This window comes from Pandoraea soli (assembly GCF_902459595.1).
Lineage (GTDB): Bacteria > Pseudomonadota > Gammaproteobacteria > Burkholderiales > Burkholderiaceae > Pandoraea > Pandoraea cepalis.
Map to the genome: position 1 here is coordinate 24,978 of NZ_CABPSG010000017.1, position 12,801 is coordinate 37,778.

A 12,801-nucleotide genomic window follows, 5' to 3' on the forward strand; every position below is an offset into this window, starting at 1 on the left:
AGCAGGACTAGAGCGTGGGGGCGGTGTCGACGACCGAGGGGCGCGCGGACATGCGTTCGAAGTGATCGGCTAAATTGGGGTGTGCGTCGCGCCAGGCGATCTCCGGAAACCGGAAATCGAGGTAGCCGAGCGCGCAGACGACGGCCACGTCGGCCAGCGTGAGGCGGTTGCTCGCGCACCACTGGCGTTCGTCGAGTCCACGCGCCATCGCTCGCAGCGCTTCGTCGATCTTGCTGCGCTGGCGGTCGATGAGCGCCAGCGAGCGCGAGGCTTCGTCGTGGAACATCGCCTCGACGCGAATCTGCACGGCGGCGTCCGTCACGCCATCGGCGAGGGCCTCCCAGCAGCGCACTTCGGCGCGTTCGCGGCCCGAAGGAGGGATGAGCTTGCCCACCGGGGAGAGCGTATCGAGGTACTCGCAGATCACGCGCGAGTCGAACACGGCTTCGCCGTCTTCCATGACCAGACACGGCACTTTGCCCAGCGGGTTGGACTGCTGGATGCAGGTGTCGTCGGCCCACACGTTCTCCAGCTCGAGCTTGTAGTCGAGCTTCTTCTCAGCCAGCACAATGCGGACTTTACGAACGTAGGGACTGGCGAGGGCACCGATCAACTTCATGTGAATCCTTGATAAATCGCGGTAGGGCGGGGGAGAGTATAACGTGGGCTCCGGGCGCTCGCGCATGCGTGTTGCGTATGCCGCACCATGGGGCGAGCCCTGCCCGAATTGCGGTGAAATCGATTCGTCCCGGGATGGGCGAGGCCGAGAATGGTAAAATGCTGGCCTTTCCGAGTTGGCGGCTCGCCGGCTCCCCCGATTTTCTTTTTCGGTGCCCAGTGCCATGTCCGACGAATTCTCCCCATTGACCGCGCTTTCTCCGCTCGACGGCCGTTATTCCAGCAAGACCGACGCCCTGCGTCCGTGGCTGTCCGAAGCCGCGTTCATGCGCCACCGCGTGACGGTCGAGATCCATTGGCTGATCGCCCTGTCCAAGGCCGGTTTCGCCGAAATCGCCCCGTTCTCGGCCGAAGCGGAGACGTTCCTGCTGAGCCTGGCCACCCAGTTCTCGAACGCCGATGCGCAGCGCATCAAGGACATCGAGAAGGTCACGAACCACGACGTGAAGGCTGTCGAGTATTGGCTCAAGGAGAAGGTGCAGGGCCAGGCGGAACTCGAAAAGGCGAGCGAATTCATCCACTTCGCCTGCACGTCGGAAGACATCAACAACACCTCGCACGGCTTGATGATCAAGGGCGCGCGCGACAAGGTCGTCGTGCCCGCACTCGAATCGCTGGTCGCCAAGCTTGGCGAGTTGGCACGCGAACATGCCGCACAGCCGATGCTCTCGCGCACGCACGGTCAGCCGGCGTCGCCGACCACGCTTGGCAAGGAACTCGCGAACGTGGCCGTACGACTGGCGCGTGCGCTCGAGCGCGTTCGCCGCGTCGAGCTGCTCGCCAAGATGAACGGTGCGGTGGGTAACTACAACGCCCACCTCTCGGCCTACCCGGAATACGACTGGGAAGCCTTCTCGAAGGCCGTAATCGAGCAGCGCCTGGGTCTGACGTTCAACCCGTACACGATCCAGATCGAGCCGCACGACTACATGGCCGAGCTGTTCGACGCCGTTGCGCGTGCCAACACCATCCTGCTCGATCTGAATCGCGACATCTGGGGTTATATCTCGGTCGGCTACTTCAAGCAGAAGACGAAGGCCGGAGAGATCGGTTCGTCGACCATGCCGCACAAGGTGAACCCGATCGATTTCGAGAATTCGGAAGGCAACCTCGGTCTTGCGAACGCCGTGCTGCGCCATCTGGCCGACAAGCTGCCGGTTTCGCGCTGGCAGCGTGACCTGACCGACTCGACCGTGCTGCGTAACATCGGCGTGGCGTTCGGCTACAGTCTGTTGGCGTACGACTCGTGCAAGCGGGGCCTGGACAAGCTCGAAGTCAATCCGCAGCGTCTGAACGACGATCTCGACAATACGTGGGAAGTGCTGGCCGAGCCGGTACAGACCGTGATGCGCCGCTTCGGCATTCCCAACCCGTACGAGCAGCTCAAGGAGCTGACGCGCGGCAAGGGCATTACGCGCGAAGCGCTGCAGGACTTCATCAAGCAATTGGCCATTCCGGACGATGCGAAGGCGCGTCTGCTGCAAATGACGCCGGCGAACTACATCGGTATCGCCGAATCGCTCGCCAAGCGGGTCTGAGCGCGCCCAGCACGCCTTCCCGCTTCAACGAAACGGGCCGCTTCTGCGGCCCGTTTTGCATGGTGACGGCAGCCTGACGCAGGGCAACGTGGAAAGCGACTGTCCAACGCGGAGCGCGCAATGGACCGGCGAAAAAAAACCGCCGGACATGCCGGCGGTCTTCCTGACGGAGCGCAGTGAGTCGGTCAGACTCGGGCGCCGAAGTTCGGGTCGTTGCGATCGACGCCTTCTTCACCATCCTTGTTGCTGTGCTTGATGAGGTCTTCACGCTTCACGCCGAGCCACATCGCAATGGCCGCGGCCACGAACACCGACGAGTAGATACCGAACAGAATACCCACGGTCAGGGCTAGCGCGAAGTAGTGCAGCGTCTGTCCACCGAAGAAGAACATCGACAGCACCATCATTTCCGTGCTCGCGTGCGTGATGATCGTACGCGACATGGTCGTCGTGATGGCGTGGTCGATCACCTCGCGCACCGTCGCCTTGCGCATCTTGCGGAACGTCTCACGAATCCGGTCGAAGATCACGACCGATTCGTTTACCGAGTAGCCGAGCACCGCCAGCACCCCCGCCAGCACCGCCAGCGAGAACTCCCACTGGAAGTAGGCGAAGAAGCCCAGAATGATCACCACGTCGTGCAGGTTGGCGATCACGCCGGCCACCGCGAACTTCCATTCGAAGCGGAACGACAGGTAGATGATGATGCCGATGACCACGAAGGTCAGCGCCAGCAGGCCATCCGTGAACAACTCGTGGCCGATCTGCGGACCGACGAATTCCACGCGACGCAACTGCACATCGGGGGCGTCGGCCTTCAGGGCGGACATCACGGCGTCGCTTTGCTGCGCGCTGGTGACCTGCTTGCCGTCAGAACCGTTCTGGATCGGCAGGCGGATCATCACGTCGCGCGAGGTGCCAAAGCTCTGCACCTGCACGTCGCGATAGCCGAGCTTGCCGACTTCGTCACGGATCTTCTCGAGATCGGCTGCCTGCGTGTAGGCCACTTCCATGACCGTACCGCCGGTGAACTCGATCGACATGTGCAGGCCCCGCGTGAGCAGGAAGAACACCGCCGCCACGAACGTGAGCGCCGAGATGATGTTGAAGATCAGGGCGTGCCGCATGAACGGCACGTCTTTCTTGATGCGGAAAAATTCCATGACTGTTTCCTCTCGCGCCTGCGATTATTGCTCGCCTGCGTCGGGTGCGTTTTTCGCACCGTCCGGGCGCCAGACCTGACCGATCGCCAGCGTCTTGAGCTTGCGACGGCCGCCGTACCACAGGTTGACCAGACCGCGCGAGAAGAACACGGCCGAGAACATCGAGGTCAGAATACCCAGGCAGTGCACCACGGCGAACGCGCGCACCGGGCCCGAACCGAACGCCAGCAACGCCAGACCAGCGATCAGCGTGGTCACGTTCGAGTCCAGAATCGTCGCCCAGGCATGCTCGAAGCCCAGCGAAATCGCCTTCTGTGCCGACGCACCGGCGCGTAGTTCTTCGCGAATGCGTTCGTTGATCAGCACGTTCGCGTCGATGGCCATACCGAGCGTGAGCGCGATAGCGGCAATCCCCGGCAGCGTGAGCGTGGCTTGCATCATCGAGAGCACGGCCACCAGCAGCAACAGGTTGAACAGCAGGGCGATCACCGAGAACACGCCGAACAGCATGTAGTACGCCATCATGAACACGGCGATGGCGATCAGGCCGTACATCACCGAGTCGACACCCTTATGCACGTTATCGGCGCCCAGGCTCGGGCCGATCGTGCGTTCTTCGATGATCTCCATCGGGGCGGCGAGCGAACCGGCACGCAGCAGCAGTGCCAGATCGTTGGCGCCCTGCGCCGAGCCCATGCCGGTGATCTGGAAGCTCTGACCCAGTTCGCTGCGGATGTTCGCCACCGTCAGCACTTCGCCCTTGCCCTTCTCGAACAGCACGATGGCCATCGGCTTGCCGATGTTGTCGCGCGAGACGTCGCGCAGCACGCGGCCGCCGGCGGCGTCGAGCTTGATGTTCACCGACGGCTGCTGGTGATCGTCGAAGCCCGCGGAGGCGCTGGTGATGCGATCGCCGCTGAAGATCACCTGACGTTTGAGCATCACCGGCGCGCCGTTGCCGTGCAGGAACAGTTCGTCCTGCGGCGGCACCGGCGTGTCGGCCGTGATGAGACGCGGCGCGTCCGGATCGACCAGACGCGCTTCGAGCGTTGCCGTGCGGCCGATGATGTCCTTCGCCTTGGCGGTGTCCTGCACGCCAGGCAACTGCACGACGATGCGGTCCGGGCCTTCCTGCTGAATCACCGGCTCGGCCACACCGAGTTCGTTCACCCGGTTATGCAGCGTGACGATGTTCTGCTTGACGGCGTTGTCCTGTACCGCACGACGGGCGGCTTCCGTGAAGGCGCCCACGACCTTGAACGTCCCGTTCGGGCCGGCTTGCGTCGTGTAGGAAAGATCGGGCAGGCCGTCGGTCAAGGCACCGCGCGCGCGCTCGGCGTCGTTCTGGTCGCTGAAGACGGCTTCGATGCCGCTGTCCGTGCGCGTCACGCCGCTGTGGCGGATGTTCTTGTCGCGCAGCAGCGTGCGGGCATCGGCGGCGCTTGCGTCCAGACGCTTGGTGATGGCGCCGGCCATGTCGACTTGCAGCAGGAAGTGCACCCCGCCACGCAGGTCGAGGCCGAGATACATCGGCAGCGCGTGGATTCGGGTGAGCCATTCCGGCGAGGCCGAGAGCAGGTTGAGCGCGACGACGTAGGTCGGGTCCGTCGGGTCGCTGTTCAGCGCCGTCTGGAGCATGTCCTTGGCCCGCAATTGCGTGTCGGTGTCGGCGAAGCGAATGCGCACGCTCGGGTTGTTGCCCGTGCTGTCGAACACGGCGCCTTGATAGGCGATGTTCTGCGCCTTGAGCGCGTCTTCGGCGCGCGCGAGCGTCGAGGCATCGACCTTGACGGTCGCCTTGACGCTGGAAATCTGTACTGCCGGTGTTTCACCGAACAGGTTGGGCAGCGTATAGAACACCCCGATGGCAAGCGCCACCAGAATGAGGATGTACTTCCAGAGAGGATAGCGATTCATAGCAGCGGGCTAGGGTGATGCCATGTGGCAAACCGTGCTTCAGACCGGCAGGCATGGCAACGTGGGTCGCCACGGCCGGCGTCGCCATGCACGGCGGCCGCCGTTGAAGGCGGCCGCGTGCAGTGGCGCGAAGGCTCAGAGCGCCTTGATGGTGCCCTTCGGCAGCAGGGTGGTGATCGCACCCTTCTGCACGTTGATTTCGACGTTCTCGGCGATCTCCACGGTCAGGAAGGTTTCGCCGACCTTCGTGATACGGCCGGCCAGGCCGCCCGAGGTCACGACTTCGTCGCCCTTGGCGAGGGCCGACAGCATGTTGCGCGTTTCTTTCTGGCGCTTCATTTGCGGACGGATCATGATGAAGTACAGCACCACGAACATCAGCACCAGCGGCAGGAAGCTCATCAGGTTGCTGGTCGGGCTCGCGGCGCCTGCCGTCTGAGCGAAGGCATTGGAAATCAGCACGTTCGGTTCTCCTTATGTAAGACGTGTAAAAGCCACGTGTGGCCGGAACTCCGGACACGCGCGGCGTGTGTTTCGGTGCGTGGATGCAGGATCCAAGCCCGGCATTTTACCACTGCCCAACCCCGGTCTCCGGGGTTTCGGTGCCCGCTGGCGCGCGCCGGCCGTCAATGCACGCCGCGCGCGCGATCGGCCCGGAACTGGGCGACGAAAGCGTCGAAACGGTGCGCTTCGATGGCATCCCGGATTTCCTGCATCAGCGTGAGATAGTAATGCAGGTTGTGGATGGTGTTGAGCCGCGCGCCCAGAATTTCCCCGGCTCGCTGCAAATGGTGCAGGTAGGCGCGCGAGAAGTTTCGACAGGCGTAACAGCCGCAAGTTTCGTCCAGAGGGCGCGTATCGGTCTTGTGCGACGCATTGCGGATCTTCAGATCGCCGAATCGCGTGAAGAGCCAACCGTTACGGGCGTTACGCGTGGGCATCACGCAGTCGAACATGTCGACGCCCGCCGCCACGCCGGCCACGAGGTCCTCCGGCGTGCCAACCCCCATCAGGTAATGGGGCTTGTTCGCCGGCAGCCGCGGTGCCACATGCTGGAGCACGCGCATCATGTCTTCCTTCGGCTCACCGACCGACAACCCGCCGATCGCATAGCCGTGAAAGTCCAGTTCCGACAACCCGGCGAGCGATTCGTCGCGCAAATGTTCGTACATACCGCCTTGCACGATCCCGAACAGCGCATTCGGGTTCTCGAGACGGTTGAATTCGTCAATGGAGCGCTTGGCCCAGCGCATCGACATGCGCATCGACTGGCCGGCCTCGACTTCCGTGGCCGGGCGGCCGTCGATCTCGTACGGTGTGCATTCGTCGAACTGCATGACGATGTCCGAATTGAGCACGTGCTGAATCTGCATCGAGATTTCGGGCGAGAGGAAGAGACGGTCGCCATTCACAGGCGACGCGAACTTCACGCCTTCCTCGCTGATCTTGCGCAGCTCACCGAGGCTGAATACCTGAAAACCGCCGGAATCCGTGAGAATCGGACGATCCCAACCCATGAAGCGATGCAGCCCGCCGTGCGCGGCAATCGTCTCCAGCCCGGGGCGCAGCCAGAGGTGGAACGTATTGCCGAGGATGATCTGGGCGTTGTTCTCGACCAATTCGGCCGGCGACATCGCCTTGACCGAGCCGTAAGTGCCGACCGGCATGAAGATGGGTGTCTCGACCACGCCGTGGTTGAGCGTGACGCGCCCCCGGCGGGCTTGCCCGTCGGTGGTGATGAGTTCGAACTTGAGCATGTGTCGTGCGCCCCGGCACCACCGGCAACACAAGCCGGCGCCCGCACAGGACGTCAAAAAAGCGGCCGGCGCCCCATGCGCGGCCAAGGCGCTATTGTACCGGGTCGCACGGCCGCCGTTCCGACGGCCGTGCCGGGTCAGGCGGCGGCTTTCGGCGCGTCGTGAGGCGCCACGCGCGAGAGGATCATCGCGTCGCCGTAACTGAAGAAGCGGTAGCGCTGCTCGATGGCGTGCCGGTAGGCCGCGCGGATCGTCTCCATCCCCGAGAACGCCGACACCAGCATGAGCAAGGTCGACTTGGGCAGATGGAAGTTGGTGATGAGCCGATCGACCAACTGGAAACGGTAGCCCGGCGTGATGAAAATGTCCGTCTCGGCACTGCCGGCGCGCAAGGTGCCCGGCGCGCCACCCGCAGACAGCGTAGCTTGCGCGGCCGACTCCAGGGCGCGCATCGACGTCGTGCCGACCGCCACGACGCGGCCGCCGCGCGCCCGGGTGGCGGCGATGGCGTCGACCAGCGACGGCGTGATCTCGTACCACTCCGAGTGCATCTTGTGTTCGCCGATGTTCTCCACGCGCACCGGCTGGAACGTGCCGGCGCCCACATGCAGCGTCAGTGTGGCGCGGTGCACGCCCAGCGCGTCGAGGCGGGCGAAGAGGCTGTCGTCGAAATGCAGCCCCGCGGTCGGTGCGGCCACGGCCCCCGGGTTGCGGGCATATACGGTCTGGTAGCGCGTTTCGTCGGCGGCGTCGGCGTCGTGTGCGATATACGGCGGCAAGGGCAGGCGGCCGTAGGTCTCCAGCAGCGTATAGCAGTCGTCCGGGAAGTGCAGCGTGTAGAACGGTTCGACGCGCTCGCCAACGGTCACGTCGAACGCATCGGCCAGATGCAGCACGGTGCCGGGCGTCGGACTCTTGCTCGCCCGGATCTGCGCGAGCACGGTGCGGTTGTCGACGACACGCTCGACGAGCACCTCGATCTTGCCGCCGCTCGCCTTCTGGCCGAACAGGCGCGCCTTGATGACACGGGTGTCGTTGAACACCATCAGGTCGCCAGGGGCGAGCAGGCTGGGCAGGTCGGCGAAGCGCCGGTCGTACAGATGCGGCGGCGTGACGCTGCCGTCGACCTCCAGCAGGCGGCTGGCGGTGCGCTCGGTAAGCGCGGTCTGCGCGATCAGTTCGGGCGGCAGGTCGAAATCGAAATCGGAAAGGGTATACATCAGCGTTTACAATGCGTAGCAACCGACATTTTACTTGGTTCGTCCGAAGGCCTGCCGGCACGGTGTGCGCCTCACGGCCGAACGTCCCCGACTCGCGACTGCATGACCGAACGCAGAATGCCCGCCACCGCGCCTGACGACGCCCCTGCCGACCTCGTGGATCTTGCCGATGCCGCCGGTGCACAGGCCGATGCCGCGCCACGTCCCGCAGCGAAGCGCGGTCGGCGCCCGGCCGCACCGGCCCAGCCACCGACAGGGGCGGATGAGGCGGCCCCCGCCAGGTCCACCCAATCCGCCAAGTCACCGAAAAACGCGAAGGCCGCCGCGCGCAAGACGACCGGCTCGGGCACGGCCGATAAGCTCGCCAAGCTCGGCCTGAAGCGCGACATCGATCTGATTCTGCATCTGCCGATGCGCTACGAGGACGAAACCACCCTGCGCAAGATCGGCGAAGTGCTGCCGAGCGAACTGGCGCAGGTGGAAGGTGTCGTCACGTCAAGCGACGTGGCCTACCGACCCCGCCGTCAGTGGGTCGTACGTATTGCGGACGACGGCCACGAACTCGTGCTGCGTTTTCTGAATTTCTACGGCAGCCAGCAGAAACAGCTCGCCGTCGGCACGCGTGTGCGAGTACGCGGCGAAGTGCGTGGCGGCTTCTTCGGATTGGAGATGGTGCACCCCGCATATCGCGTGGTGCAGGACGCCGCCGCGCCGCTGCCCGAGTCCCTCACGCCGGTGTACCCGAGCGCGGCGGGCCTGTCGCAAGCGTATTTGCGCAAAGCGATCCACAACGCGATGGCGCGCACGCCGTTGCCTGAGTTGCTGCCGCCAGGACTGCTCCAGCGTGTCATGGGGCCCGAGCATCCGCTCCCGGCGCTGGCCGACGCCGTCCACCTGCTGCACGCCCCTCCGCCCAATGTGTCTGAGACAGCGCTTATCGAGCGCTCGCACCCCGCATGGCTGCGCATCAAGTGCGAGGAGTTGCTCGCGCAGCAACTGTCGCTCAAACGGGCACAGGCGGCGCGTCGACGGCTCGCGGCCCCTGCGTTCGGCACCCGTGTGCCGGGCGGCTTGCTCGAACGCTTCGAGGCTGCGCTGCCGTTTCGCCTGACCGGCGCCCAGCAACGCGTGTGGGCCGAGATCCGCGCCGATCTTGCCGAACCCCATCCGATGCAGCGTCTGCTGCAGGGCGACGTGGGCAGCGGCAAGACGATCATTGCGGCGCTGGCCGCGGCACAGGCCATCGACGCGGGGTATCAGGCGGCGATCATGGCGCCGACCGAAATCCTTGCGGAGCAGCATCTGCGCAAACTCTCGGGCTGGCTTGCGCCGTTGGGCGTCGAGGTCGCGTGGCTGGCGGGCAGCATGAAGGCAAAGGAGAAGCGCGAGGCCCTGGCACGTGTGGCGAGCGGCGACGCGCAACTGGTCATCGGCACGCACGCCATCATTCAGGACACCGTCACGTTTGCGCGGTTGGGCATGGCCGTCGTCGACGAGCAACATCGGTTTGGCGTGGCACAGCGTCTGGCGCTGCGCAGCAAGATGCAAACCGCCGGCATGGGCGGCAACGCCATGCCGCATCAGTTGATGATGAGCGCGACGCCCATTCCGCGAACGCTCGCGATGACGTACTACGCCGATCTTGATGTTTCGGTGATCGACGAGCTGCCGCCGGGCCGCAGTCCCGTTGTCACCAAGCTGATCAGTGACACGCGGCGCCCGGAAGTGATCGAACGCGTGCGGGCGGCGGCGCTGGCCGGCCGTCAGGTGTACTGGGTTTGTCCGCTGATCGAGGAGAGCGAGGCGCTGCAATTGCAGACGGCCGTCGACACGCATGCGCAACTGGTCGCGGCGCTGCCCGAGTTGCGCGTGGGACTCGTGCACGGGCGGCTCGCGCCGGCGGAGAAGGCGGCCGTGATGGACGCCTTCACGCGTGGCGACATGCATCTGCTGGTGGCGACCACGGTCATCGAAGTGGGCGTGGACGTGCCCAACGCGTCGCTGATGGTGATCGAGCACGCCGAGCGCTTTGGGCTCGCGCAACTGCACCAGTTGCGCGGACGCGTCGGGCGCGGCTCGGCGGAATCGGTGTGCCTGCTGATGTATGCGTCACCGTTGTCGATGGGCGCGAAGGCGCGTTTGCAGACGATGCGCGAGACCACCGACGGTTTTGTCATTGCGCGGCGCGATCTGGAAATCCGCGGCCCGGGCGAATTTCTCGGCGCGCGGCAGTCGGGCGCGGCGATGTTGCGCTTCGTCGATCTGAACGAGGACGCCTGGTTGATCCCGGGCGCGCAGGAAGCGGCCGATGTGCTGCTCGCGTCGCATCCCGGCGCGGTGGCGGCGCACCTGGAGCGCTGGCTCGGGGCGCGGGAAGACTATCTGAAGGCATGACCCCGGTGTCTGCGCGACGGCAGGGCGGCCCGGCATCGACGGAAGCCTCCGCGCTGGCATCAACGCGGACGTCGACCGAAAACGGGCAATCGCCGCTCGATTGTGCTATAAAAAACAAAATCTATCGATTGCGGTGATTCGATTAATTTACACAGGTTAGGACGACATGACCCTCACGGAACTCAAGTACATCGTGGCGGTGGCGCGCGAACGCCATTTCGGTCGCGCAGCGGAAGCCTGTTTCGTCAGCCAGCCGACGCTCTCGGTGGCCATCAAGAAGCTCGAAGACGAGCTGAACGTACAGATTTTCGAGCGTGGCGCCGCCGAAGTGAGCGTGACGCCGCTCGGCGAGCAGATCGTTGCCCAGGCGCAGCGAGTGCTTGAGCAGACGATCGCCATCAAGGAAATCGCCAAGCAGGGGCGCGATCCGCTTGCCGGGCCGCTGCGCCTGGGCGTGATCTACACGATCGGACCGTATCTGCTGCCGTCCCTCGTCAAACAGATGATCGAGACCACCCCGCAGATGCCGCTCATGCTGCAGGAGAACTACACGCTCAAGCTCATCGAGTTGCTCAAGCAGGGCGAAATCGATGCGGCGGTCATGGCGTTGCCGTTCCCTGAGAGCGGCCTGATGGTGCGCCCGCTTTACGACGAGCCGTTCGTCGTGGCGCTGCCGCGTTCGCATCCGTGGTCTGAGCGTGAACATATCGACGCGGGCGATCTCAAGCAGGAGACGATGCTGCTGCTGGGCAGCGGGCATTGTTTCCGCGATCACGTCCTGGGCGTGTGTCCGGAGCTGATGCGCTTCTCGCAGAATGCCGACGGTATCCAGAAGACGTTCGAAGGCTCCTCGCTGGAGACCATTCGCCATATGGTCGCGAGCGGCGTAGGCATCACCGTGCTGCCGAAGACGTCGGTGCCCGAGACGCAGGCGCCCGACAGTCTGCTGCGCTATGTGCCGTTCTCGGCGCCGGTGCCTGACCGTCGCGTCGTGCTGGCGTGGCGCAAGAGCTTCACGCGGCTGCCTGCCATCGACGCCGTGGCGCAAGCCATCGCCCGATGCCATCTGCCGGGCGTGATTCCCCTCGATCTGCCGGCAACGTCGAACTGATACGCCGGGGCCCACCCGTTCCATTACCGCTTGAAGGCGCAATACGCCGTAGCTTGGTGCTGCGGCGTATGGTTTTTAGCTATCGAACGCATAAAAACGATTAACTCGACCGTTTTCATAATGCGAATTAATCTGGAGGGCCCAGAAACCCGGCAAGCCGTGACCGAGCGCGTCGACTACGGCCAGAAGGCGCGTATGGCGGCAATGCCGTAGGCCCCGGCGTGGCGCGCGCTCGACAAGGCGTCGTCCCGCATGCCGCCGAGAGCGAACACCGGCAGCGACGTTTGCGCGGCGAGCGCGGAGAACGCGGGCCAGCCAAGCGGCTTGGCGTCCGGATGCGTCGCGGTGACGAGCACGGGCGAGAGCGTGATGAAGTCGAGGCGCAGACGCGTGGCGCGTTCGACCTGTGCAGCGTTGTGACAGGCGGCGCTGACGCGCTTCCAGCCGGCGGGACGAACATCGCAGACCATGAGTCGTGCGCTCGTCAGGTGCCAGCCGTCTGCCTGCGGGACGGTGCTGGCATGCACGCCGTTCGGTGCGTCGAGCCAGAGATCCGCAACGCTTTGCGGCGGGTTGAGGATAAGTTGCGCACCTGCCGCATGGGTCAATGCCAGGGCGCTCTCTGCCAAGGCCCGGTAGCTGTCGGCATCGAGCGAACGATTGCGAAGCTGTACCAGACGGATGCCGCGGGCGAGCGCTTGAGCGAGTTGTGACGCGAACCCGGCGATCTGTGTGCGCGACGCGATATCGGGCGTCACCAGGAGTTGGCGCGGCAGAGGCGTTTGCGCGGGAGGCGTGGCACGGTCCACTTTGTCGTGCTCGGCCGGGCGGTCGGGCATCGACAGGCGGTAGGCGGAATCTGCGGGGTCTGCGGACATGCGCGCAGTGTAACCGGAATGCCGGCGCGCACGTCTCGAGGAAAGTACGGAGAGCGCTCGCGCGGAACATCGGCGGGTGAGAGGCATCACACCCAGACGTGCCGGGTATCGTCACACGATCCCGATAGACTGGATCGATGCCTGC

At 64.7% G+C, this 12,801-nt stretch carries 10 protein-coding genes; 3 read left to right on the plus strand and 7 right to left on the minus strand.

Translation table 11 applies throughout. The features are described from left to right. Positions 1-7 precede the first annotated feature (7 nt). A complete protein-coding gene (locus PSO31014_RS20155; RefSeq protein ID WP_150553245.1) occupies positions 8-619 on the minus strand; it encodes a glutathione S-transferase family protein in 612 nt (203 codons plus the stop codon). Between the two features lie 223 nt (positions 620-842). On the opposite strand from PSO31014_RS20155, the gene purB reads away from it, so the two are divergent. Then, the gene (gene purB, locus PSO31014_RS20160; protein WP_150553246.1) at positions 843-2,216 is read left to right on the plus strand and encodes an adenylosuccinate lyase; all 1,374 of its coding nucleotides are present in this window, start codon (positions 843-845) and stop codon (positions 2,214-2,216) included. A 185-nt stretch (positions 2,217-2,401) separates the two neighbouring features. Here the strand turns inward: purB and secF are convergent, their stop codons facing one another. The 5 genes from secF to queA all read right to left on the minus strand — a co-directional run bounded on the left by secF (position 2,402) and on the right by queA (position 8,273). Next, positions 2,402-3,379 carry a protein translocase subunit SecF gene (secF, locus tag PSO31014_RS20165; protein WP_150553247.1) on the minus strand — a complete coding sequence of 326 codons (978 nt, stop codon included), beginning with the start codon at positions 3,377-3,379 and terminating at the stop codon, positions 2,402-2,404. A gap of 24 nt (positions 3,380-3,403) precedes the next feature. Further along, positions 3,404-5,296 (minus strand): protein translocase subunit SecD, encoded by a 1,893-nt coding sequence (secD, locus tag PSO31014_RS20170; RefSeq protein WP_150553248.1) that lies wholly within the window; start codon positions 5,294-5,296, stop codon positions 3,404-3,406. A gap of 135 nt (positions 5,297-5,431) precedes the next feature. Beyond that, positions 5,432-5,698 (minus strand): preprotein translocase subunit YajC, encoded by a 267-nt coding sequence (gene yajC, locus PSO31014_RS20175; protein WP_246176894.1) that lies wholly within the window; start codon positions 5,696-5,698, stop codon positions 5,432-5,434. A 224-nt stretch (positions 5,699-5,922) separates the two neighbouring features. Further along, positions 5,923-7,053 carry a tRNA guanosine(34) transglycosylase Tgt gene (gene tgt / locus PSO31014_RS20180; RefSeq protein ID WP_017233100.1) on the minus strand — a complete coding sequence of 377 codons (1,131 nt, stop codon included), beginning with the start codon at positions 7,051-7,053 and terminating at the stop codon, positions 5,923-5,925. A 137-nt stretch (positions 7,054-7,190) separates the two neighbouring features. Further along, complete coding sequence (queA, locus tag PSO31014_RS20185; RefSeq protein WP_150553250.1) at positions 7,191-8,273, minus strand: tRNA preQ1(34) S-adenosylmethionine ribosyltransferase-isomerase QueA; 1,083 nt, start codon at positions 8,271-8,273, stop codon at positions 7,191-7,193. A gap of 102 nt (positions 8,274-8,375) precedes the next feature. On the opposite strand from queA, the gene recG reads away from it, so the two are divergent. Continuing rightward, a complete protein-coding gene (gene recG, locus PSO31014_RS20190) occupies positions 8,376-10,667 on the plus strand; it encodes an ATP-dependent DNA helicase RecG (protein ID WP_150553251.1) in 2,292 nt (763 codons plus the stop codon). Positions 10,668-10,833: 166 nt separating this feature from the next. Further along, the gene (locus PSO31014_RS20195) at positions 10,834-11,778 is read left to right on the plus strand and encodes a LysR substrate-binding domain-containing protein (protein ID WP_017233103.1); all 945 of its coding nucleotides are present in this window, start codon (positions 10,834-10,836) and stop codon (positions 11,776-11,778) included. A 176-nt stretch (positions 11,779-11,954) separates the two neighbouring features. Here the strand turns inward: PSO31014_RS20195 and PSO31014_RS20200 are convergent, their stop codons facing one another. Beyond that, a complete protein-coding gene (locus PSO31014_RS20200) occupies positions 11,955-12,656 on the minus strand; it encodes a thiamine phosphate synthase (RefSeq protein WP_246176891.1) in 702 nt (233 codons plus the stop codon). Positions 12,657-12,801 lie beyond the last annotated feature (145 nt).